The following is a 23526-nucleotide window of genomic DNA, read 5'->3' as shown; positions in this document are numbered from 1 at the left end:
TAATTTAATTTTTAAGACTCATAGGAAATTCCTCGGCAATTAATTCTTCCACAGATTTTGTTTCCGGTTGCTTGTTCATTTTTTCAAGAATAGCCAAGGTTTCCCTGTATTCCATTGCTTCCGGAAGTCTTGTGAATTCAGCTTCAATACCTAATTCGGTAATTTTTTCTTCAATTTCATCTAGGGTTACTTTGAAAAATTCTTTTCTGTAGTTGAGCATGTTTACTTTTTTATCGGTAAATGCTTTGTGAAGTTCGTTTTCAAGTGCCGGTGCCTCATCTGAATATATCATGGCGTGAATATCGAATTGGAATGGGACAGAGGCATCCCCTAATTCTTTAACTCTATCTTCGGGTTCTAATCGACGTGTCATACCGATTTTGTAAACCTGCTCTCCAAATGAACCTATATTAGAGATCACATAAACATGGCCTCTTTTGGTTTGTTGCGCCATGGATAATGCTCTTTCTTTTTTCTCGTGAGCCTCTTTTAATTGTTGTTCCAATTTTTCGATTTGTGCCTGCAACTGATCGTGTTTTTCCCCTGAGGATTGGTCAAATTCTTTTCGTGCTTTTTCGAGTGCTTTCTGATAGTTCGATTCTTCTTTTTCTGCTGCTTTTTGGGCTTGCTCAAATTCTCTTCTGGCTTTTTCTTCTTCTCGCATTTCTTCCTGAGCGGCTCTCATTTGTTCTTTTTCCTGTTGTTTTTTGGCTTGGAATTCGTATTCCAGAATTAGTTCACTTTGTTTCAAATCGAGGTATTCACGGTTTAAATAGACATTGAACCCTTCTCCGAGTTTGTTGATCGCATCGAACAATTTTTCCATGCGTTCTTTCATTTGATTAACGTTGTTCCATTTGACTTTTGCAATCAGTACATCACATTCGCCATTGAATGCTCTCAACATTAATTTTTTGAATCGGTTAATAACAGCTCTTCCTTTTGCCTCGCTATTTTCGACTAACCATGGAGTATCGCATATTGCTGCTTGGTCTAAACTTATTAATGTTTTTTGTTTTTCCCGTATTCTGAATTGTTCAGCCCTATAATCGTCTGATTTTTCAAAATCATATACCGGTTCGTAAATTCCAAACTCGATTAAATCCAATTTGGATTCGAAGAGACCTACTTCTTTTCTTAATTTAGTATAGGTTGAAAGTCCCTCCTGATAGTTTGTATTTAATTCGGTTATTTTGTTTTCAATCCCTTTTGCTTCACCCGTTTTTTGAGCTATTGTATTGTTGAGCTCAGCTTCTTTTTTGGCAATAAAGTCTTCTAGCTCCTGCTTTTTGTCTTTGGCTTCTTTCTCGATATCTGAAATCGGTTTGTATCTTTCAAGTTGGTTTTTTAGCTGCTTTATTTCTCCTAATTCTTTTTTCTTTAAAAAGTCGAATAATCCCATGGTTTATTGAGTGTTAAGATTGTAATTGTAAGTTGAAATTAATGTCATAATTATATGGAAACTGATGATTATTTCATATAGGTGTTTTTACTGAAATTGATAAGTGTTTTTTGTGGATTTGTATTTGGTGTATTGGTGTTGTGAAATACATACTCCGAAGTGATGGACTTCGGAGTATAAGAAAATATAATTTGAAATTAATTTTCTATTTAAAACTTAGACAAACTTTTGACTGAAGAGCCTAATGATTCCCACCAATCTTTATTTTTCCATCCTAAAATTTGATTACTATTTTTATCTCTCTCTAATGTAGTTTGAACATTGTCATCAAACATTCGAACAATAATGTTTTGCACACGGCTGTCACGAAGAAACATACCGTGAAAATCAATATTATCTCCCAGTTCAGAAAAAATGTCTTCTTTTTGAACTTCTATAGTTCTAATATGATCTTTATAAATTGTTGAACTATCAAAAGGAACTGTTCCGTCTCCAGATCCTATAACTAAATCATCTAATCGAATAAAGCTTTTTATTTCCCCTTTCTTTTTTATTACCTTAAGTCCAACTACCGTTTTGTCTTTTGAACCGGCTATTATAATCATTTTAGAACGTAATTCTTCAGGGAGTTTGGAAAGATCGTACATTTTGGTCTTTTTAAAATCATCGAGTGATTTCAATCTTGCTTGGAATAAAGGTTCAATATCGTCCCATATATTGGATTGCCAGTGATTGATATTGGTAAGGTCGATAGTTGTACCGTCTTCAAAAAGCATTGCATTTTTATACCATGGGGATAATTCAAATAGGGAGGGGTATGTTCTAACTACTTTTCTTATGTCTTCGTCACGACCAAAAATTTTATTTAGGAAACTTTTTACACCTCCATCACCTTTGATTAAATGAATTATTGCATACGGTGATCCTCTAAAAGGAGGGGCACATAAAACCACTTTGTTAATATCACCAAAATTTTCATTTAATTCGGAAAGATAACAACTAAACACTAGGGCACCCATGCTATGTGTAACAAAGCGAAACCCTTCCAGATTTTCTTTATGAAGCTTGTTTTTAAGATATTCTAAAAAAATGGCTAATTTTTTTCCGTTGACTGCATTTGATAATCGCCAGTCATACCCAAAAAGATAAATTGGATCGGAATTATATTTTTCGGCTATATTGCGAATTGTTTTTTCGTAGGGAAGCCTTGCGATATGGTTACGTTCAACAATTACATTGTTGTTTTGGTCATAGAGTGGATTGAGTTGTAATTTTTCTTCTATATAAGGTCCTGATATTGTAGTTCCAATAGAAGTGAGTAATGTATCATATGCATTCCACTTTGTTTCGAAGTTAAATGTGTTACTGTCTACTAAGTTTGTAGCCTCAATTCCTGGAATAAAAATGATTGGTTTCATAGTTTGAATTATTTTAAGCCCAATAAAAATCGCTTGGAAATCCTTTAATATTGTTTAGATCTAATTCTAATTCTATTCCATTTTCTAAACGTGCACCGACAACAAAGGCTTCCCATGCAGTTATAGTAATTTCAGCTCTATTGTTGATGGCTTTTGTATAACGAATTGGATCTCTAAATGTGTCATGAAGGAAAAAGGCAACATCACCGTTTAATGGCTTTTCAGCGTCGAGTGAACGGATAGAAAGTGTAATAGAGTGCATACCAATTGTTGACGATTGACCGCTATTGTAGTTGGCTTCAAATATGTAACCTCCTGCTTTTGATTTACTCCCCCAGCGCCCTTTTTGTAAATCATCTTTGTATTTTATAGCTTTAGAATTATAGATAACCTCTGTTGCGTTTTTGAAGGCATCGCTAATTTGATAACTTATATTGTTTATTGATTCATCCAGACTTTTATTCATATCGTGAGCAGGGGCATTTTCATTTTTGAGTTCCTGAATTGTTTTTACAAGATCTTTTTTCTCAGATATTAGTTTTTTCTGTTTTGACATAAGTGAAAAAATTACTGAAAGATTTGTTCTTGCCCAAAGATAAAGTAAGCCACCACCTATTAGAAAATATAATATTATTACACTATATGCAAAGGCATAGAAGTCGAAGTTATATCCTTCTATACATGATTCTTTGTAGGGATTAGAGAAATTAGTTGCAGCATTTTCTAACCATGAAAAGATTGTATTTATTTTTATTAAAGACAGTCCTACTATTATTTTAGTTAGCCAATCTGATACTTCCTGTAGATTAGTGTTATCTTCGAAATCGTTGTGGTGTATATCGGTTTCATTTTTACCATTACTTACATTGTTTGATTTTCCATTGGATTTCGGTAAACCAAAAAGAAAACCTATTGCACCCCCACAAGCAAAACAGGCGCCAGCTACCATAATAAATGTAATGATACCAGCAATTGAATTTTTTGTTATAAAGGATAGCATAATTGATATTATAATGGTAATAGTCAAAATTGTAACTATGATTCCCTTATATAAACCATTAGGGTTTTCCTGACGAGAAGACATGTCGCCAAAAAACCATTCTATTATTTTTGTCATGTATTTTATCTTAGTAGGGTTGAATTTTAGCGTTTATTCCCAAAACCAAAAACTAAACCTAAAGCAGCGATTAAATTTCCATCTTTGGTAGTTGTTCCATCATAATTTCTACCAAAAGAGAAAGTCAATTTCTGGTTCTTAAGGATTGCATAATCCAAATTGAGCATAATTCTCCATGATGGATCTACTGAATTATCTGTGAGGATGCTTCTGTAAATTGCTTCAAGACTACAATTGAATTTTGCTTGAGAATTACCTAATATATATCGTAAACCTGTGTCGAGAGTTGATATATTGTCTGTGATATTCTCATTGCTATTTGGTGTGATTGTTTTGTCAGGATTGTATAAGTATCTCATTATACCTAAAAGAGACCCCGATTTTTCCCAAGTGTAACCCAATGTAGTCCATACACCGGCGTTGTAAATTTTTGAATTGTTAAAATTTTTGTTTCTGAATTCAGAACTAACACCTCCTGAGATATCCCAAGTAAAACCTATTCTGGCTAATTGAAATTTGTCTGCTAACCGCTTAATTTGTTCATCTATTTTTGATATCGGCTCATTTTTATCACTGTTTAATAAAAGAACTTCAATTTTAGAACTTATAATGGAATCCAGTTTGATTTGTTTTTTAGTGAGTAACTCTCCCAAAAGAATGTTGTCTGGCGATTCATCGTTTGTATCGAATCCTTCAAAGATTTTTTTTCGTTTATCTTTCAAACTATCTATTTCTTTTGGAACATTCTCATAAATTGAATTTTGATTTTTTTCCATTAGCGATAGTTTGAGTTTTTGCAGATGGCCAATTTTATCTAAACTAGTTTTTGTTGTTTGATCATATTCTCCTCTATTTATTGTAAGTTTAAAAGCAAGGGCCCCGTATGTGCTTTGTGGGTCAAAATTTCCAGAGATAGAGTCGGAATTTCGGACAGCAAATGAAAGAACTAAACTTTGCTTTAGGACATTTTTACCTGATGAGTTTCCTAATCCTTTTGTTGTAATATCACCTAAGCTTTCCTTTTTAAACAACCAATATGGAGCTATGTCTATTGCATAATTGGATGGTAATTGTGTGAATGAATTACTTGCTGTTTGTAATGAAGTCATGAATGCAGAAACATCCGTGGGTTTGTCTATATCACTTTGTGAAAATCCTAAAAGATTTGATGCGGGTGAGATAGGAGCTTTTAATAAATCAAATTCCGGATTTGAATTGGTTTCCTGAGCTTCAATTGCTGTTGATATCAAGAAGAGACTCCATAGGAATATTTTTCTATAATTTCTCATATGAATTATTTTTCGGAAGGGTTATAGAATTCAATTTGACAATAATAATCTGCAGAATCACCTTCTTCACTTACCATTTTGTAAAGGGGATATGTCCTTGTTAAAAAACCACCCGATATCTTAATATTAAGATACGTTACATTTGTTTCTCTTGATGTGTCAGTTACAGTAGCAACAATCTTTAATTTTTTACCATTTAAGAGATTGTTTTCTAAGATTGGCATTTTTTCAAGATTCCCAGCATGGTTCTCAACGATTTTAGTTTCATCTAAAGTCATATTTAATAATGAAGTTTGCCCGGTATCACCAATTGCTATCTCGATTTCGACTTTTTTGCTGCTATTTTTGACAAGATAAAGTGTGTCCAATGTTGTTTTGTTTGTTCCCATTTTAAAGAATTTTTTTAATAAATTTAGCAAAATAAAACTGTAAGTCAATACGTATAAACACGTAATTTATGTAGGTCTGATATCATTTCTTTTTTTTGGTTTTTTGTTAACGCTTGTCTTTGGTGTTTTTGTCAAAGGAAATTTGATTGACCATCTCTCTCATCCGACTTCGTACTCTATTTCCATAAGTCATTTCGATTTCGCTTGCGGAAAGGTTTGTTGTTATATGTGTGATTAATTTTTTATGAGTAAAGAGTTCATATCGACTCAGCAAAATTTCTGCCATGACATTGCATTCGTTGCCAAAGTACTTTAGGTTGTTTTCTGCTCCGAGATCGTCGAAACAGATGATTTTGGAATTGGACTCATACAGTTTTCCTTTGCTGTATCTATGGATTATTTCATAACCGTCTTGTATGAACTCAAAGCTTATTTCCCGACATGATTTTACTGAAAATTTCGTCTCTTTTACAGCAATATGCCTCATAAGATTCATGAGAGATGTTTTTCCGCTTCCGACCGGACCGGATAGCATTATACCTTTGTTTAATGATATTCCTAATTGGTGACATGTTGGCTCGTCTTTGGTATAGTAGGCGAGTAGTTTATGGATTACAGGGTAGTCTGGTTCCAGAATTTTAAAGTGGTTATCAAATTGTTCCTGACCTTTTTTTTCGAGCCAAGCGGTGAGTTCGATGTAATTGTATATTGGGTGCATTTTGTGAGTTTATTGATTTTAAGAGATTGCTTCTTTTCTCTCGGTGACGTGATTGTTAAAGAGGCTCGGAGTAGTCTTTGATTGTTGCTGTGTGTAAGTATTTGGCTCTGTCGTTTTTGATTGGAGCTGACTGGTTGTATTTTGTTGCATTCAGCATCCAGTTTTGTGCTGCAGCTTCCCAGTTTGCCATTGGGGTTTTGCCACCTATTAGCCATCCATTGCTTGAGAAGTAATGGAAAAATTTTTGTGCCTCTATTTCCGGATAATTATTCTCGCTAAAGAATTCCTGGACGATTTCCCATGCCGGGGGAGTTTTTATTTCTTGGTTTGTACCCTTTTTTTCGCGCAACTTTTTTTGGGTGTCGTTTTCGTTTTTTAAAATTTGATTTTCCTTTTTTGATTTTGTTGCTTGCTCTCCCAAGTTTGAATTATTTGAAATGTTTGTTTTGTTTATATAGTTTATAGAAGGTACTACTGCTTGTTCAATGCCTGTTTCATTACTTGTTTGCCGGTTGTTTAGAGCTTGTTCATTATTTGGTAAAATTTTTTTCGGTTGAGAGGTTCTTTTTTGAACAGGTTTCAGGTCATCTGAAAAGTTAAAGAAATGCACCATGCTGCCTTTAAATGGATTGAATGAAGGTTCGTAGCGTATGTATCCTTTTTCGTGTAATTCTCTCATACATTTGTGATAAGTCGCTTTTGATGCAATTTTGCTAATGCGCATTACTTCGTCTCTGCTGATGCTTACAGGGCTGATGAAACGGTTAACGTTCCAATGTTGGAAGAGGCCAATGTATAGGCTTATGTGTGTTGGATTCAAATCGTTGTCGCGGATAATACGGTCAAAAAAGGCTGTTAGGTGTTTTATGTAGTTCATTGGTTATTTATTTAATAGTTTATTAATGTCTTCCTGTTTATAATAAATGATACTGCCTATTTTAGTATAGGGCAGGGTGCCATTTATTCGTAAATTTTGTAATGTGCCTGGTGAGATGTTTAACAGTTTGCGGACATCTGGGGATTTTAACCATTGTTTTTCTTGCACTGGTTTTGCGTTCAGGATTTCTCTTAAGTCGTTTATTAGTAAGTGACGAAACTCATTTAAGTCTTCTCGGGTAATAATTTCTACTGCCATAAAATTTGTTTAAATCTTTAGTTGCAAAAATGTTTTACTCTGCATAAAATTTCACCCAAGTTGTTTGGGTCTTGGGTGATTTAGTTAGTAAATCGCTGAAATACAGTTATGGTATTTTTAAAACTTGATTTTTTGCTGTTGTATTTTGAACTTTTCTTTCAATGTAATTATTGATTGTAAATGCAAAAGATTTATTATTAGTGTTTTACGTCGTAAAACCACCCAAGTTGATTACTCATCTTGGGCACACATACGTTGGTTGAGGTTGTCTCTTAAAGTGTCTATGAATTTTGTTTTTGATATTTTCCGGGAACGAAGCTCTAAATAGCTTCTATAATAATCTCCTAATTCAATCCCAAACATTTTCTCAAAATATCTGGCAATGTCCTTGATTTCGGTTTTGCCGTTATTGAAAGCACCCTGTGTATGCAGACCGTATATGAGTTCGATGAGGGCATTTTTATTTTCTGTCCATTTTAAGGGATGGTGTGTCGGTATTTCTATTAGTGGTATATTTTTACTAGTTGTCTGCTTCTTTGTAAGTTTACTCTCCAGATATACCTGAATTAAATCATTTGCCAATATTTTAGCCACTTTAAAGTCATGGGTGGTTGAAAAATCTTTGTCTGTTTCAAAGTATAGACTGTCAATGTTTAGTTTAATATCAATATTTCCCCTGATAAAGTATTGATGATCCAAAAAACAACTTCCGGTTCGGTAATACTTATAAAATTCAAGATTATTGTCGAAAAATCTTTTGAGCGACTCGAGTTCATTTGAAATGAATTTTTGTAAAGCCTTATTACCTGCATTAGGCTTCCGAGTTTCGAAATTATATATTGTATGGTAGTAAATTAGTTTTGAAACAAATTTTGGCTTCAGTACTTTAAAAAAATGTATTTCCTCTTGTTGCGATTTAAAACCTTTTTTAAGAATTTGTTTTTTGACTTTTTCAATTGACTGAAGAATAGCATTGACTGCTATTTCAGCCTGCTGTATAGTATTGTCTGCTTCTAAACTTATAAAATAGAGGTGTTCTTCGAGTTCTGCAATTGCTTTTTTACAGTAATCGTTCATGGTTTTGATTGGTGGTTAAGTTAATTGTGGCGATGCTGGGATTTGGAGTTATTTTTTAAATCATTTTCGTTGGTTTAAGTTATTTGTAGGATTTGTCTTTTAAAATACAAGTGTAATAATTTTAATTGCGTAAATAATTACGTGTTAATACTTAAAATACGTGCGTGTTTTTACGTAATTTTTAAGTGTTTCTGCATGGATTGGATGATTAATGTGCCTTGTGATTTTAAAAAATATCATTTTATTAAGTGTAAATACTTAATGAAATCAGTATTTATTGGTATTTCTGACGGATTCCACAAACTCTAATTTCGGAGTATTAACTTTAAAATTTTAAATTATGTTATTAGACGAAAACACGGGTGAAGTAATTAGTTTGGGAGAAGCAAAAGGGTATATTGATGAATTTTCAAAACAGTATCCAAATGAAGTAAAAGGCTTTTTTGTAGGATCAAATAATGTTAAGGCAATATTGGAGCAGGAAGATTGTATAGGGGTTAGAATTTATAATGGATATAATTCAACAGAGGGTAGAATGAATCAGGTATTTGTTGGTGTAGATACATCTGAAAAAGATATGACAAATGGTATAATTGTTGACCGAACAGTCGCTTGCCCAGATTATTGTGATTTTGATAGTGAATTGATCAAATAAATATACCTTTGTGCCAAGTGTAAATGAAGAAAGCCTGTTTTTTAAACAGGTTTTCTTTTAATTTAATTTTCGATGACATTAGGTTTAATTATATTAGTAAATGTTTTAGGATTTATTCCGTTGATTTATTTATTAATTTCTAAAAATCAGATTAATTCTAGTCTTAAAGTTTTGTACCCTTATTTGATTCTTGTTGCATTTGCTTCATTTTATGAATTAACAGGATCCTTGGTTTTTAAAGTAAGCGTAAAATATTGGTTTAGAATTTATTTGCTACTTGAGTTCATTGTTATTTATTTTTTTTTTAAACAAGTTCTGAATGGAAAATATGGAAAATTATTTGTCCTTTTTGGATTAATGTATTTGATACTTTTTCTAGGATTATTATTTTTTTGGAATTCTGCATCAATAAGTAATTTAACAGCAGATTCATATTTATCAACTTTGGAAACAATATTTGTTTATGTTTTTTCTTTTTTGTGGTTTAAGGATCTTTTTGAAAAGATGACAGTAAGTTCACTTTGGAATTCGTCATATTTTTACTTTATTTCAGGGATGATTTTGTACTTTTCAGGAACATTGTTTCTTTTTTTGCTAGGAAATTTAATTCATGTAAATTCTCATTTTAGTTTTAAGGATTTCTGGATGCTAAATATTATTTTCAATATAATTTTTAGATTAATTTTAATAGTGACAGTTTGGAAGGGACGAGTGAAATAAAATCGGTATTTTGGATAGGGACAGCTGTGATGTTGTTTTTTGCTTTTGGATTAATATTTCTTGTATTGTTTTATCAGAACTATTTTATAAAGATGAAGCGAAAAGAAGCAGAATTGTTGCTTAAAGCTTCATTAGATAGTGAAAAGCAAGAGCGGCAGCGGATAGCTTCGGATTTACATGACGGTGTTTCCGGTGATTTGAATGCTATCCGGAATTACCTTTCAGTACTGCAAAAGAGTGAAAAAGATTTAGATAAGCAGGAGCTGTTTGCAGAAATTAAGGAAAGTGTTGAGGCAGCTTTAGAGAATACCAGACAGGTATCGTATAAATTGATGCCTCCATTGCTTGAATTGGCTGGATTTACTGTTGCACTTCAGGATTATTTTGAGCGATTGTCTAAAAATTCAACTATGCAATTTGAGGTTGTGTGTAAGGATCCTGTTCCTGATTTTTCACCAGAAACCAGTTATGAATTGTTTCGTGTTGTTCAGGAATTTACAACTAACATGATTAAGTATGGCTCCGTTTCTCATTGTTGTGTCGTTTTGTATTCTTTAGAGACATCTAATTTTATTGAAATAATAGATGATGGGGTGTCTTATGACTTTAAATCATTATCGGCCAGCTCTAAGGGGAGTGGTATTAAAAATATTAATTCGAGATTGAAAGTGCTTGGAGCTGCATTATTGCAACGTGATGTTTCTGAAGGCAATCATTTTGTTATTACTTTAAAAAAATAATTATGTTACGAATAGGTTTGGTTGATGATCATCGTCTTTTTAGAAAGAGTTTGGCACTTTTGATAGACTCGATTGAGGGAGCGGAGGTAGTGTTACAAGCCGGTAACGGAAAGGATTTGTGTGAGGAATTGGAATCTACTTCATTGGATTTAGTTTTGTTGGATATTCAGATGCCTGAAATGGATGGTTTTGAAACGTGTAAACTCCTTCGGAAGAATTATCCTGACATTAAGATTTTAATTATTTCCCAGCTTACCACTAAAGAGAGTATTTATAAGGTAATGGAGTTGGGTGCAAATGGATTTTTCTCCAAAGATGCGGAACCTGAGAAACTTGAAAAAGCTATACAAAGCATAAAAGAGAAAGAGTACTTTTTTGATGACGATTTGGCTTCAGTAATCAGAGAGGCTATATTATGGGAAAAGCGTATGCCTGCCAGTAGACTGACGGCTGCGGTATCCATTAGTCATCGAGAAATGGAAATTATCCGATTAGCTTGTAAAGAATTGAGTAGCGGCGAAATTGCTGATAAGTTGTGTATTAATGTACGCACGGTAGAAACCCACCGAAAGCGTATTATGGAGAAAACGAACTCTAAGAATTTTATAGGGGTTATCTTGTTTGTTCTAAGAAACGGATTGTTGTTAGTTGAAGAAATATAACTAATCGTTCCTTTCTTTTATAGTTTAAATTCAGTATTTTCCGGTATTGTTTTGTGTGGTTAATTTCTTGAGTTTTGGTAAATAATCTTAACCAAAATGACACGAATACTATTTTCTCTTCTTTTTGTGCTGTCCTTAAGCACAACTGTTTATTCACAAACGAAACTTAAATCTAAACTTATTGCTTCCAGTTGTGATGTTGGAGGGCGTTGTACCGGATCATCTTATTGTACGGCTTGTTCTAATTGTTCAAGATGTAAACATTGTTCTCAAAATGGTGGAAGTTGCGGTGTTTGTGCTGGTGGAAGTAGTGCTTCCAATTTTACTTCTTCAAGTTCAGGAGGTAGCAAAAGTACCAAAAGAAAGAAAAGCAGTTCTAGTTCTACTGCTTCAAGATATTCTTCAGCATCGTACGGTTTGTATGGCAATGAAGCAACTTCAACTCCAGCAAATGAAGAGTTGTCTTACGATACGGTTTTGACCGTAATAACACCAATACTTAATGTTCGTTCCGGACCAGGAAAAGACTATCCCGTTTTAGTTAAGCTTGAAAAAGGGGAGTATGTACGTTGTATCGAAACGACTACCTCAGACTGGGTAAAAGTTGAAGTTGTAGGTATTGGTACCGAAGGATATGTTTATAGAAAAAACCTAAAGTAGTTTTTTATGAAACGATATTACTATATAGTTGATGAAGTTCAGCATGGGCCAGTTTCTTTTAACGATTTAAAGAAAATTAAAATTGTTAAGCAAACAATGGTTTGGTATGAAGGTATGTCGGATTGGAGTAGTGCCGGCGATCTTGAAGAATTAAGAGATTTGTGGGTTTCCATGCCTCCACCAATTAAAAAAGACCCACCAGTTTACAAACCAATTTTAAATGAATCAAAGGTTTCCTTTTTGCAAGACAATCGTTCAAAAGTGTTGTTAGGAAGTTTTTTGGGGGTTATTGTTTTGGTTTTGTTTTTCTCTTTTTCAGATAGAGAGAATACACTATTAATTCAAGAGACAAAAGCTAATAGTGAGATGCTTAATGAACAACAGAAACTGATAGATGAACAGAACAGAAAAATAGCCGAACAGGAGAGGATTGAGAGAGAACGTTTGGAACAGCAACAAAGGGAGGAAAGACAAAAGAAAATTAACGAATTGCAATTTAATCTTGTTGAGGCTCGTAAGGAAAGAGAAGAAAGTGTCAGACACTTAAATGATGTTTCTGCATTTAAATTTTTGCGTTCATCAAGTGAACGTAACAGGCAAATTAATGAAGCAAATGAAAAAATAGCTTTCCTGGATGCTAAGATTAGTGAAATCGAAAGCGAGTTATCCAATTTGGGTGTTGTGTATTAAAAAAAGTAACTGATTTTCTATTGATAATATATACTTAAAAACAAAAATTTTAACAATTATGAAGAACAAATTTTTATTGCTAGTAGCCTGTTTGGGAGTTTTATCGTCTTGTAATAATGATGATAATGGGGGAAATAACTCAACAACAAATCCTGTTGGGACCTATAAACTGACTGCATTTAACATTTCTGAGGCTCAGGATTTGAATGGAGACGGGACACCTTCTGTTAATCAAATGAGTGAAACTGCTTGTCTTAACGAGTCATATATGACGCTTAATGCTGATAATACATTTACTTATGACGACAAGGGGATTGAAATTATAATGAATGGTGAAAGTGAATCCATTGGTTGTTATGAAGATGGAGATGTTACCGGTACGTGGAGCGTTTCCGGAACGACATTGACTTTAACTTATTCATTTGACGGTGATGTGTATAACGATGTTTATGCTGTTTCCGGATCTACAATTACTTTGACGGTTCCTGATGGTGAGGCAATTGGAACGACGGAACAAGGAGCCCCTGTTTATGTCACCACTGATATTAACGCAGTATATACAAAACAATAATTTTAGTGCTATTTTAATAAATCTGATTAAAATCACCTCATACTAATTTGGGGTGGTTTTATTATTTAAACAATCTATGATAAAAATGAGAAAACTATTAGTGTGTTTGTTAGTGTTGGTTTCTATTTCTGCATTAGCACAAAAGAAAAAAGTTACTGTTGTAACTTTTTATGCCAATAAAATGGTTGAGTTTGACGATTTGGGAGCCGGGTATGACTTTTTGCTTCAGGATATACTGAAGCTTAGGGACGATCCTAAATTTAACCTGGCCCCGTTACTGGAGCAATATCATAATAATTTTTTTAATGATTATTCCAAAGAGTTTCCTTTTGACTTAGTACCTGAGGCTGAAGTTTTCAATAATGATACTTATCAAAATTTTATACCAAAATATGATGTAAAGGATTATGATGCAGCAAACTATTTGGTTTATGATAAGTATAAATATATTTATGAAGGTTTTATGGGTAAAGATAATGAGCAAGCTCTTGCCAAGATGTTTACTGATAAATCTGATGGTGTATTGTTTGTGAATGTTAATTTTGCTTTTGAAAAAGGTTTTGGAGTAGGTAGTACGGCAACTATAAAAATGAGAGCTACTACCCGCGTAGCTTTGTATGACAAAAATGGGAATAAGGTTTTTGCGTTTACTGAAAACGAACGTTCAAAAAAAACCGGTGTTATGGTAGGTGGCGTTCCTATTGTTAAACCTGAGAAAATTTTACCGATGTGTGAAAGTGCGTTAACCGAATTGATGGGTGATTTGAAGAAACGAATTTCGAAGATTGTAAAGAGGTCTGAAGTGATGTTGTAGTCATCACTTTTATAAAATTAATGTTAAAAGCTATCCGTTGGGGTAGCTTTTTTGTTTTTAAGCTAGTAGTTAACTGAACAGTTTGATTTTTAGTTGATTAAGTTTTTGTCTTAGTTTTAAATATATTAAAATTGATTTATTTTGGAAAAATTCAGTATAAATACGTACGGTGTAAAAGGGAATATCTTGTTAGTTTTAAGGACTTCGAAATTGAATAATTCTTACTAAAGCAGATAATTGTTAAGGGGTTCTTAATGAGGCTTTTGGGATGTTTATTTTGAATTGCTAACTAAATCCCTTCGTTTTTTATGTCGGTATCATCCGTATCTCACTTTTTTATTGAGCAAAATGCTTTTTCTCAGCAGTCTTCAAATCAGGTTTTTGGCCCCACGGACATTAATAATTTTAGATTGACTTCAAAATTCACGTTAACCGATCCTAAAAAGGCATATTCGATATGTAAGGGTATAGTTTTAGTGCAGCCGCAATCAGGTGCCGGAAACTCGAATAAGGTGAATTTAATTTTAAGGCCATTTAAACAACCGTTTCCAGGATTAAATATAAAATACTTTATATACAGGGGGTTGCAAAAAACTGATTTTTTTAATGGCTCTGGTAATATTATCGCATCAGGGTCTGATTTTATTGTAAAAATAAATGCAGATTATGATGCGTTTTATGCAGAAAACCCAAGAGGAGAGAATGGACAGACAATAACGAAACCTCCTTTTGCATCTAGATTTATAGGCTACGATCCTAACATAACTGATGAAAGTATTTTGTTATCGGATTATTTTTTTAAGAATTCTGAAATCGCAAGTGGAACAGAAAATCACCCGTTTGAATTGCCTATGATTGATGCGGGTAAAAGTCTGGGACATTTTGCCAGTGGAGAATGTGGTATAGATGTAGTGCTGAACTATGGGGACTACAAGCATAATTTTGAAAATGGCGAGTTTGTGTTTGATTTAGGCTATGCCAGAAAACCCGAAGCTACGATTACTTTGGTCGGTACTGATTACGAAAATAAACTGCAACGCGAACAAATTACCCAATTTATAGATATAGCCGCTTTTTATGGTTTGTTTGCAAAAGAAGGTAAAGTATCTGTTTCTGATGGTTCCGGAGTGAAAACGGAATTTGCAGGAAATGCTATTTACAGCAGTGTTATCAACAATTTTGATACTAAGAATAACTGGTATATTTATATTCAGGGGGATCGTACCCGTAGTTATGATTTTTATGGGAACTATAAAATTACCGAATCAGTTCCTGATAATATAAAGCAAGGGGTGTTGGAGAATTCTTTGATTGAAACTATTTATGGTACAGATAACTGGCCTGTTATTATAAATACACAAACAACAACTTCAGAAGCTGTAACTAATAATATCTTTTTACAATTAGTGACCGATAATAATGTGAACACTGTGTTGTATGGACAGATAGGTACTATTGATAATGCTCAACAGAATAATTTTTGCAATTCGGATGATTTATGCCTGCCGCCGGATATCGAAGGGAACTACGGTCGATTGACTAAAGTAATCAAATTGAGTACGCCTTCGGTTAGTGGAAATACTATTTCTTCCATCAGTTTATTAATTTATCAGGCAGTTGCTTATGAATATGAAGCCGGTACTGTACTTGACGAGAACGAGCAGCCGGTACCCGTCATGGCCAGACCTAATTTTTTTGATGATGTTTTTGACCTGATTCAATCTGAGCCTTTATTAAAGGGAGGTGAAGGCGATCCGGTATTCTCTAAAATGACCTCCGAAAAACTGAAGCTTATTAATCATTACTATAATAAACAACAGCAGGGGATAAGTGCTGTGCAAACACTTACGGTAAATGATGCAATTGATACCGGTATTGAAGCTACTCCAAGTTTGGCCAGAGTTACTTATGTAACTGAAACGGCTGATGTTATGAATAATACTGTTTCAGCAACAGGTAGTGTGACTCCTGATACTAAGACCAGTGCTTCAGCCGGAGGGACAGTAGCTAAAAGCAAAACCTATCAATTACCGGAACCTTATTATTATAACCTAAAGTTGTTTACCGACAGTACCCAAACCATAACCGGACTGGAATTAAAAACACTAGATGGTTCAACCCCCAACAAAATACTGTTAGGATTGACTAAGGAAGAAAATGATAGTATAAAGGCTTTAATACCTAATGACGGAAATCTTAAAAACCCGCGACTGTTTTTGATTGATTTGTTTGAGGATGGTAATGAACTTATATCACCAGAGAATATTAAATACCAAAAATATAAAGTGGGAATCGTTGCAGAGGATTCTGATGAAGAAGGAATGACAAAACTAGTATTACCTACCAGCGATGTTATTGTGTACTCGTTGGATAGAAAATATCATTTTAGTAAAGGGTATAGTGAATATATGCCAAAGATGGAGATTAATGTTTCTTCTATAATTATTGATGATGAATTAATTGTATTGTAAAAATGGCGGATCAAGCAGCGATATTAGCAGGAAAGGAAGTAGTGAAAATTAATGACTTTACTGATTTAAAGTACTCTATAGATGGTTTTCTATTAGGATTTACCCATCATAGCAAGGTTTATAGACATTTTGTTGAAGATGATGTTGTTAAAGTTGAAAATTCAGCTTTTCAACAAAAAATAGCAAAGGGATATTATGACGAAGAAAAGTTTTTACTTTATAGAAAAGGTAAAATGGCAGATAGTTTTTCTACTTTCATTAAAACTAAATTTGACGATGCTTTTAAGGTTGCCGCCAATGGTGATCAGGTAAAAGTAAAAAAGATAAAGTTAGTAGCTCCATATACGGGTTCTGAAGATTTTGGTCAGTGGCTTACTTACACATTACCTTATAATGGAAGTTCATTACTGAATAGCGATGGTAGTATTTTAAATCCGATTGGAGATGTTGTTTTAGAAGACATGCATTTAGAAGCAATATCTACAAGTTTCTACTTAGCTAATATACCTCATGCCAATGCTCCAGATGATTTAGCTGAAAGATATCAAAGAGCTTTATTAATTGCTAAAATCGCTATCAATATAAATAATATTGTAAACGGCATATTTCCCTTATTTGAAGATGAAGCGGTATTTACAGAAATTAAAAACAGTCAGATCTATTATTGGGCTGGAAATGTATTTGTAAATCCAAATCCAACTACGCAAGAATTAAAAGACTTTTTAAATGCAACTTATAACTTTTGGCGTTCCGGGTATTTAAATAAAAAAATTATTCAAGATTCAACAGGTATACACAAGTTATATAACTTGGTTGTTGGAATGTCAGTTAGCGCCTTAACAGTTTTAACTGCAGAGAGTAAATTAAATTTATTGCAATTTATCGTTAGAAATGCTACAATTCGTCAAGGTTACTTACTTTTTAATAATAATGAAGATCTGGTTTTAAGGGTTGTAAAAGCTGTAGTACCAGATCAGGCTGATGAATTTCTAAGAGATTTAGTTGATGCTTCAAAATATAGTTCCTTAAATTCCTGGTCGCTTTTTGACCGATTGTTTAATGATGTGGATGATTCTTTTATTGGCATTGGTGATGATAATAGGAAACTATTGGCAATGAATTTATATTTAGTATGGCAAGTAAGTAGCTGTAATCCATATCAGAATAGTACTTTTAGTCAAACTAATCTTGAGAGATTTACGTATAATCGTTCTTTGGCAACAAATCCAGATCCTAATGATTCAGCATTTGATTTACTTATTGAAAATTCTGTTTTAAATTTTCAAGCGGCTCCAATAACATTAAATTATGTGTCAGATTCTTCATCTGGTTTTTATTTTGATAATTTTGATTTTTATTCAACAAATGTAGATTCGGAAGTCAAACAGTTTGTCTTAGATTTTACTAACTTTAATAATGAAACAGGTTATCCAAGAAATAAAATTTTAGCAGTTCAAGATAATTATAAAGCCAGTGGTGAAAAGGGGTTGTATGGTACATATGATTATTATCAACCAGTATCTTTAATAAATGCAAATCAAAGTGCTGCCATTAGTATTCCGGTAATTAATGTAGAAGGAACTCCTAATGAAAGTAATATTAACAGTTTAATACCAATTTTTGTTTTAAAGTACATTGATGGTAAAAACAGAGATAGTAATTTTAGAACAGGATTTGGATATTTTATTGATTTTGCATCACTTTTTGTGGGAGGTTATGGAGCTATAAGCAAAATAAGGCATTTGAGAGCTTTATCGGGTTTTGCAAGTGGAACGATTTTAGCTGGGACAGAAACAGGTTCAGGTGTAATTGTTAGTATGTACGTTGCTACAGGTGCAGAAGCAATAAATTTTACAGGAGCATCAATAAGCTTATATTTAAAAATAATTACTAATTCGGCTAATGCGAATGCTCCTTGGTTGGTAGACTTGAAGAATAAAGTAATGTGGCTTGAAATCTTATCTGCAACGGGAAGTGTACTTGCGGAAAGAATGGTGAGAACCACATCAAGAAATTTAGTTAATAAATTTAATGAAAATGGTTGGCCACAAGAATTTGTGGACGATCCTAGAGGACTTGGAGCAAGACATGTTTTAGAGGAAGCTTCAGGACTTGTGGCTGATATTTATAATGCTGCAAAAACTAAGATTAGACAAAGTCTCGAAAGAAGAATATCCGATCAATCAGATTTGTTTACTTTAAATTTTAATGATTCTCAATTGGATCAATTAATGCAATTGGGGTTAGAAAATAATTTGCCTAATGATGAAATAAAGGGGATTTTATTTGCTTCTTGTAGAAATGCTAAACTAAAAGATTTCACAGAAACAAGTAATCGATTATTGAACTGGTCACAAGAAATAAAGCCTAGAGGGTATTCATATAAGTTTAATAGTTTAGCATTACAAAATGAATTTGGTTTAAGTATTAAGAATTGCTTAAATCAAAGGGGATTGCCAATTGATGATGTTAGAATTCAAGGATCATCACTTTTGACTTCAAGTGCAGATGACTCCGATATTGGAATTTTTATAGGCGAAGATAAAATCGGAGAAATTAAAAAATATTTCAATGAAATTTACTCAAAAAAATGGGTAGACCCTGATGGTAATAAAATGTATGAAAAGATTAATAAATCAATGAATGAACTTGAAGAATCAATAAAAAAAGGAATTATAAAATCTAATGAATTTGGAAAAAAAAATGGATTAAATTTTGTTCAAGAATTATATCCTCCTTATCCAAATGGTCAACGATTAAATATTTCAATAATTATAAAAGGAAGAAATTTCGATGTTCCTCCATATATAAAACTTTAATTAAATGAGTATGTCAATTAAATATAGTAATGAGTTTGGAAATGAAATTAGCTTTTTACAAGCTAATCAACTTGAAAATTATTCAAAAATTTACTTGGAAAATAATTTGCCCTTTAAAGAAGAAAGATATCAAAATGGATTATTAGTTAATACATGTTTTCATGTGATTTCTCAATCTCAAATAAATACTATCTTATCAACATATCCGAAGGTATCATTTAAATATGAACATTTTGTTAATGGAAATAAGATTCAAGAATTTTTAAGTTATAATGATAATATATTAACATATAAAAGTGTTTTAGTGTATAATGCAATTGGCGAAAATATTTGCTATTGTAAATATAAATTAGAAAATAGTGTTTTTATTCCTGAAACAACGGAAAAATATTATTATGAAAATGGGGTACGTAAGTACACATTTGATTATAATGACAATGATGGAACTTTATATATGATTTATGATGATGTGATTCCTCAATCTGATATTTATCCTTCAGATATTGGTAATACAAGTATTACAAATTTTACCTGGTCTGGCTTTGAATATTATCAAAATGCAGAACCTATAATTCCAAATTAATTAATAATAATGAAAACTTTTATTGTAGGAGATATACATGGCTGTTATGACGAGTTCGTAGAACTAATTAATAAGGCTAAAATAGAAAAAGAGGATTTTATCCTTTCATTAGGAGATATAGTTGATAGAGGCGCTATGTCTAAAGAAGTCTATCATTTTTTCAAGAATCGACCTAATTCAAAAGTTTTAATGGGTAATCATGAACGAAAGCATATTAATAATATTTTGAGTTATGCACAAGAGATTGTAAAAGTTCAACTAGGTCATGAATATGATGAGTTTGTTGATTGGTTGAAAAAGCTTGACTATTATTATGAAACTGATGATGCTATAATTGTTCATGCCGCCTTTGAACATGATAGAGATTTGTATGCACAGAGAGAAGATGTTCTTAGTGGTTCCACTTCCGGTGAGCGATATTTAGAAAAAAAATATGTTCCGGAAACCTATTGGAGCGAGTATTACAAAGGTGATAAGCCAATAATTTATGGTCATCATGTGGTTGGGGATAATGTAAAAATTGTTGGTAATACTTATGGTATAGACACAGGTGCCTGTCATGGTGGTTATTTAACAGCAATTGAATTGCCGGGTTTTATTATTCATCAGGTAAAATCTAAAAAAGATTATTGGGAGGAAGAGCAAAAAAAGTGGCAGATAGAAGTATTAAAATCTAAGCCATGGATGACAATGAATTTTGAGGCAATAAATAATTTGTTGGATAAATTAAGTTACATAAGTGATCCAAGAGTAATCGATTATTTGAAAGATACCAAAAATAGGATTGAAAAATTTGACGATTTACTTGCATTAATAAAGTTGAAAATAGAGCAAGTAGTAAAGGAGATATTAGAAACTGAAGATGTTGATTTTTCAAAAGAAGCAAATAAATATTCCTTTAGTAGATTTCTTTTTATGAGCAGGTCTAACAAGTTAAATATCAAAGATCTTGAGAAAGTTTTTGATACACCAGAAAGCAGAATTGATATGGGAAGGGAATTAGGAATTGATACTGACTATTTAGAAATGATTGGGTAAGTATTATAAGCTGAGTAAAATAAAATTTGACAAAAAATAAAGGGGTTTTTATGGCCCCTTTATTTTTTATACTTACACAGGTAGTGAAACAATAAGAATATAAAGTAATCCGGTTTTCACGGAAGATGTTGTAAGGATCAGTAAGCTCGCTATACCTTTACCTGTTTAAATTTTGGTTATGTTTATTAAAATATCACAGGAAGTATTTGTTTTGTTATTAAGGGGTTGAGGATTTAAAATTCAGTATAAATACGTACAGTTAAAAAATGGTTTTCCACTTAGTTTTACATCATAGATAATCGTCGTATATATTCTACTCTAAATTTTTTGTAAAGCGGTTTTTACGGGTTTTTATTAATATTTTTTTACACTTTGATATTATTTTTCTTTTATGGCCTCACCGTTCGCATCTCACTTTTTTATTGAGCAAAATGCTTTTTCTCAGCAGTCTTCAAATCAGGTTTTTGGCCCCACGGACATTAATAATTTTAGATTGACTTCAAAATTCACGTTAACCGATCCTAAAAAGGCATATTCGATATGTAAGGGTATAGTTTTAGTGCAGCCGCAATCAGGTGTCGGAAACTCGAATAAGGTGAATTTAATTTTAAGGCCATTTAAACAACCTTTTCCAGGATTGAATATAAAGTACTTTATATACAGGGGGTTGCAAAAAACCGATTTTTTTGATGGCTCGGGTAATATTATCGCATCAGGGTCTGATTTTATTGTAAAAATAAATGCAGATTATGATGCGTTTTATGCAGAAAACCCAAGAGGAGAAAATGGACAGACAATAACGAAACCTCCTTTTGCATCAAGATTTATAGGCTACGATCCTAACATAACTGATGAAAGTATTTTGTTATCGGATTATTTTTTTAAGAATTCTGAAATCGCAAGTGGAACAGAAAATCACCCGTTTGAATTGCCTATGATTGATGCGGGTAAAAGTCTGGGACATTTTGCCAGTGGAGAATGTGGTATAGATGTAGTGCTGAACTATGGGGATTATAAGCACAACTTCGATAATGGTGAGTTTATTTTTGATTTAGGTTATGCCAGAAAAGCTGAGGCAATCATTGCATTAACAGGTACAGATTATGAAAAGAGGCTGCAGCGAGAACAATCTACCCAATTTATTGATATTGCCGCTTTTTACGGTTTGTTTGTAAAGGAAGGAAAAGTTAGCGTTGTTGACAATGCTGAAGTAAAAACAGATAAGGCAGGTACTGCTATTTATAGCGATGTGATTAACAATTTTGCGACTAAGAACAATTGGTACATCTATATTCAGGGAGATCGTAACAGAAGTTACGATTTTTATAACAATTATAAAATTACCGAATCTGGGGCTAATAATATTAAGTGTGGCGCACTTGAGAGTTCTATGAGTGAGACAGCGTATGGAACTAATGGTTGGCCAGTTATTATTAATATACAAACGCAAGACCCGATTGTAACAAGTAATAACCTCTTTTTGCAGTTGGTGACCGATAATAATGTTAATACGGTTTTATATGGGCAGCTAGGTGCAATTGACAATGCCCAGCAAAATAATTTTTGTAATGCTGATGATTTGCGATTGCCGCCTGATAGTGAGGGCAATTATGAACGATTGACCAAGGTAGTTAAATTGAGTGCACCTGCAGGAGATGGAAATAATATTGCCTCTATCAGTTTGTTGTTATACCAAGGTATATCTTATGGATATGGAGCGGGGACAGTGCTTGATGAAAATGATCAGCCAATTCCTGTGATGGCCAGACCTAACTTTTTTGATGATGTTTTTGATTTAATTCATGCCGAACCTTTATTAAAATCGGTTGAAGGAAACACGGAGTTTTCTAAGATGACCTCTGAAAAATTAAAGGTGATTAATCACTATTATAACAAACAGCAGCAAGGTATAAGTGTGGTGCAAACATTGACTGTAAATAATGTCATAGAAACCGGGATTGAGGAGACACCTACATTAGCCAGAGTAACCTACATTACTGAAACGACCGATGTAATGAATAATGCGGTTTCGCCAACAGGAAACGTAACACTTGATACTAAAACAAGTACCTCAGCCGGAGGGACTATTGCCAAAAGTAAAACCTATCAGTTGCCGGAACCTTATTATTACAATTTAAGGCTGTTTACAGATAGTACGCAAACCATTACCGGGCTGGAATTGAAAACACTGGACGGCTCAACTCCAAATAAAATACTGTTAGGATTGACCAAAGTTGAGAATGACAGTATTAAAGACTTAATACCGACAGACGGTAGTCTTAAAAACCCACGATTGTTTTTGATTGATTTGTTTGAAGACGGTAATGAACTTATATCTCCTGAGAATATAAAATATCAAAAATATAAAGTGGGGATAGTTGCAGAGGATTCTGATGAAGAAGGAAAGACAAAATTAGTATTGCCTACCATTGATGTTATTGTGTACTCGTTGGATAGGAAGTATCATTTTAGTAAAGGGTATAGTGAGTATATGACTGAAAATAAGATAGAAGCATTGTCCTTAGATTTAAATTTAGCATTAACAATAGAATAGTATT

The 23526-nt window shown here is 33.0% G+C and carries 22 protein-coding genes; 13 read left to right on the top strand and 9 right to left on the bottom strand.

The genetic code is table 11. The features are described from left to right. Positions 1–4: 4 nt before the first annotated feature. From FLJC2902T_RS06295 to FLJC2902T_RS06255, 9 genes are all read right to left on the bottom strand, one after another. The gene (locus tag FLJC2902T_RS06295) at positions 5–1402 is read right to left on the bottom strand and encodes a DUF4041 domain-containing protein (protein ID WP_023578946.1); all 1398 of its coding nucleotides are present in this window, start codon (positions 1400–1402) and stop codon (positions 5–7) included. 209 nt (positions 1403–1611) lie between these two features. Next, positions 1612–2820: a lipase/acyltransferase domain-containing protein gene (locus FLJC2902T_RS06290; RefSeq protein ID WP_023578945.1), complete on the bottom strand. Its 1209-nt coding sequence runs from the start codon at positions 2818–2820 to the stop codon at positions 1612–1614. A gap of 13 nt (positions 2821–2833) precedes the next feature. Further along, positions 2834–3937, bottom strand: coding sequence for a pYEATS domain-containing protein (locus tag FLJC2902T_RS06285; RefSeq protein ID WP_023578944.1), 1104 nt, complete (start codon positions 3935–3937; stop codon positions 2834–2836). Positions 3938–3963: 26 nt separating this feature from the next. Continuing rightward, positions 3964–5226 carry a hypothetical protein gene (locus FLJC2902T_RS06280; RefSeq protein ID WP_023578943.1) on the bottom strand — a complete coding sequence of 421 codons (1263 nt, stop codon included), beginning with the start codon at positions 5224–5226 and terminating at the stop codon, positions 3964–3966. A 5-nt stretch (positions 5227–5231) separates the two neighbouring features. Next, positions 5232–5615, bottom strand: coding sequence for a hypothetical protein (locus tag FLJC2902T_RS06275; protein ID WP_023578942.1), 384 nt, complete (start codon positions 5613–5615; stop codon positions 5232–5234). A gap of 106 nt (positions 5616–5721) precedes the next feature. Beyond that, positions 5722–6333, bottom strand: coding sequence for an AAA family ATPase (locus FLJC2902T_RS06270; protein WP_023578941.1), 612 nt, complete (start codon positions 6331–6333; stop codon positions 5722–5724). A gap of 55 nt (positions 6334–6388) precedes the next feature. Further along, positions 6389–7210, bottom strand: coding sequence for a hypothetical protein (locus tag FLJC2902T_RS06265; protein WP_023578940.1), 822 nt, complete (start codon positions 7208–7210; stop codon positions 6389–6391). 3 nt (positions 7211–7213) lie between these two features. Next, positions 7214–7468 carry a helix-turn-helix domain-containing protein gene (locus FLJC2902T_RS06260; protein WP_035677582.1) on the bottom strand — a complete coding sequence of 85 codons (255 nt, stop codon included), beginning with the start codon at positions 7466–7468 and terminating at the stop codon, positions 7214–7216. Positions 7469–7699: 231 nt separating this feature from the next. Continuing rightward, a complete protein-coding gene (locus FLJC2902T_RS06255) occupies positions 7700–8545 on the bottom strand; it encodes an RteC domain-containing protein (RefSeq protein WP_023578939.1) in 846 nt (281 codons plus the stop codon). Between the two features lie 340 nt (positions 8546–8885). Between FLJC2902T_RS06255 and FLJC2902T_RS06250 the strand changes: the two genes are divergently transcribed. The 13 genes from FLJC2902T_RS06250 to FLJC2902T_RS06185 all read left to right on the top strand — a co-directional run bounded on the left by FLJC2902T_RS06250 (position 8886) and on the right by FLJC2902T_RS06185 (position 23522). Then, positions 8886–9200 carry a hypothetical protein gene (locus FLJC2902T_RS06250; RefSeq protein WP_023578937.1) on the top strand — a complete coding sequence of 105 codons (315 nt, stop codon included), beginning with the start codon at positions 8886–8888 and terminating at the stop codon, positions 9198–9200. Between the two features lie 72 nt (positions 9201–9272). Beyond that, the gene (locus tag FLJC2902T_RS06245; RefSeq protein ID WP_023578936.1) at positions 9273–9920 is read left to right on the top strand and encodes a hypothetical protein; all 648 of its coding nucleotides are present in this window, start codon (positions 9273–9275) and stop codon (positions 9918–9920) included. Between the two features lie 92 nt (positions 9921–10012). Next, complete coding sequence (locus tag FLJC2902T_RS06240; protein WP_162147675.1) at positions 10013–10660, top strand: sensor histidine kinase; 648 nt, start codon at positions 10013–10015, stop codon at positions 10658–10660. A 2-nt stretch (positions 10661–10662) separates the two neighbouring features. Next, positions 10663–11322, top strand: a complete 660-nt coding sequence (locus FLJC2902T_RS06235; protein WP_023578934.1) for a response regulator transcription factor — start codon at positions 10663–10665, stop codon at positions 11320–11322. 96 nt (positions 11323–11418) lie between these two features. Further along, positions 11419–11982 carry an SH3 domain-containing protein gene (locus tag FLJC2902T_RS16020; RefSeq protein ID WP_023578933.1) on the top strand — a complete coding sequence of 188 codons (564 nt, stop codon included), beginning with the start codon at positions 11419–11421 and terminating at the stop codon, positions 11980–11982. A gap of 6 nt (positions 11983–11988) precedes the next feature. Next, on the top strand, positions 11989–12672 hold the full coding sequence (locus FLJC2902T_RS06220) for a DUF4339 domain-containing protein (RefSeq protein ID WP_023578932.1): 684 nt from the start codon (positions 11989–11991) through the stop codon (positions 12670–12672). Between the two features lie 58 nt (positions 12673–12730). Next, positions 12731–13243, top strand: a complete 513-nt coding sequence (locus tag FLJC2902T_RS06215; RefSeq protein WP_023578931.1) for a lipocalin family protein — start codon at positions 12731–12733, stop codon at positions 13241–13243. A gap of 85 nt (positions 13244–13328) precedes the next feature. Then, a complete protein-coding gene (locus tag FLJC2902T_RS06210; RefSeq protein ID WP_155958867.1) occupies positions 13329–14057 on the top strand; it encodes a hypothetical protein in 729 nt (242 codons plus the stop codon). A gap of 512 nt (positions 14058–14569) precedes the next feature. After that, positions 14570–16528: a hypothetical protein gene (locus FLJC2902T_RS06205; RefSeq protein WP_155958865.1), complete on the top strand. Its 1959-nt coding sequence runs from the start codon at positions 14570–14572 to the stop codon at positions 16526–16528. Between the two features lie 2 nt (positions 16529–16530). Beyond that, complete coding sequence (locus FLJC2902T_RS06200; protein ID WP_023578928.1) at positions 16531–19347, top strand: hypothetical protein; 2817 nt, start codon at positions 16531–16533, stop codon at positions 19345–19347. A 4-nt stretch (positions 19348–19351) separates the two neighbouring features. Continuing rightward, positions 19352–19930, top strand: a complete 579-nt coding sequence (locus tag FLJC2902T_RS06195) for a hypothetical protein (RefSeq protein WP_023578927.1) — start codon at positions 19352–19354, stop codon at positions 19928–19930. Between the two features lie 9 nt (positions 19931–19939). Next, positions 19940–20968: a metallophosphoesterase gene (locus tag FLJC2902T_RS06190; protein ID WP_035677559.1), complete on the top strand. Its 1029-nt coding sequence runs from the start codon at positions 19940–19942 to the stop codon at positions 20966–20968. Between the two features lie 391 nt (positions 20969–21359). Beyond that, a complete protein-coding gene (locus FLJC2902T_RS06185; protein WP_023578925.1) occupies positions 21360–23522 on the top strand; it encodes a hypothetical protein in 2163 nt (720 codons plus the stop codon). The last annotated feature ends 4 nt before the right edge of the window (positions 23523–23526 follow it).

This window comes from Flavobacterium limnosediminis JC2902 (genome assembly GCF_000498535.1).
In the GTDB taxonomy this organism is placed as follows: Bacteria; Bacteroidota; Bacteroidia; order Flavobacteriales; family Flavobacteriaceae; genus Flavobacterium; species Flavobacterium limnosediminis.
This window is presented reverse-complemented; position numbering and strand designations above follow the sequence as displayed.

What these genes read in the sequence shown, in the direction of transcription:
- FLJC2902T_RS06275 (WP_023578942.1), bottom strand. Translation starts at nt 5,615, where the DNA reads ATGGGAACAAACAAAACAACATTGGACACACTTTATCTTGTCAAAAAT.
- FLJC2902T_RS06235 (WP_023578934.1), top strand. Translation starts at nt 10,663, where the DNA reads ATGTTACGAATAGGTTTGGTTGATGATCATCGTCTTTTTAGAAAGAGT.
- FLJC2902T_RS06190 (WP_035677559.1), top strand. Translation starts at nt 19,940, where the DNA reads ATGAAAACTTTTATTGTAGGAGATATACATGGCTGTTATGACGAGTTC.
- FLJC2902T_RS06270 (WP_023578941.1), bottom strand. Translation starts at nt 6,333, where the DNA reads ATGCACCCAATATACAATTACATCGAACTCACCGCTTGGCTCGAAAAA.
- FLJC2902T_RS16020 (WP_023578933.1), top strand. Translation starts at nt 11,419, where the DNA reads ATGACACGAATACTATTTTCTCTTCTTTTTGTGCTGTCCTTAAGCACA.
- FLJC2902T_RS06220 (WP_023578932.1), top strand. Translation starts at nt 11,989, where the DNA reads ATGAAACGATATTACTATATAGTTGATGAAGTTCAGCATGGGCCAGTT.
- FLJC2902T_RS06245 (WP_023578936.1), top strand. Translation starts at nt 9,273, where the DNA reads ATGACATTAGGTTTAATTATATTAGTAAATGTTTTAGGATTTATTCCG.
- FLJC2902T_RS06240 (WP_162147675.1), top strand. Translation starts at nt 10,013, where the DNA reads ATGAAGCGAAAAGAAGCAGAATTGTTGCTTAAAGCTTCATTAGATAGT.
- FLJC2902T_RS06285 (WP_023578944.1), bottom strand. Translation starts at nt 3,937, where the DNA reads ATGACAAAAATAATAGAATGGTTTTTTGGCGACATGTCTTCTCGTCAG.
- FLJC2902T_RS06290 (WP_023578945.1), bottom strand. Translation starts at nt 2,820, where the DNA reads ATGAAACCAATCATTTTTATTCCAGGAATTGAGGCTACAAACTTAGTA.
- FLJC2902T_RS06215 (WP_023578931.1), top strand. Translation starts at nt 12,731, where the DNA reads ATGAAGAACAAATTTTTATTGCTAGTAGCCTGTTTGGGAGTTTTATCG.
- FLJC2902T_RS06265 (WP_023578940.1), bottom strand. Translation starts at nt 7,210, where the DNA reads ATGAACTACATAAAACACCTAACAGCCTTTTTTGACCGTATTATCCGC.
- FLJC2902T_RS06210 (WP_155958867.1), top strand. Translation starts at nt 13,329, where the DNA reads ATGAGAAAACTATTAGTGTGTTTGTTAGTGTTGGTTTCTATTTCTGCA.
- FLJC2902T_RS06185 (WP_023578925.1), top strand. Translation starts at nt 21,360, where the DNA reads ATGGCCTCACCGTTCGCATCTCACTTTTTTATTGAGCAAAATGCTTTT.
- FLJC2902T_RS06255 (WP_023578939.1), bottom strand. Translation starts at nt 8,545, where the DNA reads ATGAACGATTACTGTAAAAAAGCAATTGCAGAACTCGAAGAACACCTC.
- FLJC2902T_RS06280 (WP_023578943.1), bottom strand. Translation starts at nt 5,226, where the DNA reads ATGAGAAATTATAGAAAAATATTCCTATGGAGTCTCTTCTTGATATCA.
- FLJC2902T_RS06195 (WP_023578927.1), top strand. Translation starts at nt 19,352, where the DNA reads ATGAGTATGTCAATTAAATATAGTAATGAGTTTGGAAATGAAATTAGC.
- FLJC2902T_RS06250 (WP_023578937.1), top strand. Translation starts at nt 8,886, where the DNA reads ATGTTATTAGACGAAAACACGGGTGAAGTAATTAGTTTGGGAGAAGCA.
- FLJC2902T_RS06260 (WP_035677582.1), bottom strand. Translation starts at nt 7,468, where the DNA reads ATGGCAGTAGAAATTATTACCCGAGAAGACTTAAATGAGTTTCGTCAC.
- FLJC2902T_RS06200 (WP_023578928.1), top strand. Translation starts at nt 16,531, where the DNA reads ATGGCGGATCAAGCAGCGATATTAGCAGGAAAGGAAGTAGTGAAAATT.
- FLJC2902T_RS06295 (WP_023578946.1), bottom strand. Translation starts at nt 1,402, where the DNA reads ATGGGATTATTCGACTTTTTAAAGAAAAAAGAATTAGGAGAAATAAAG.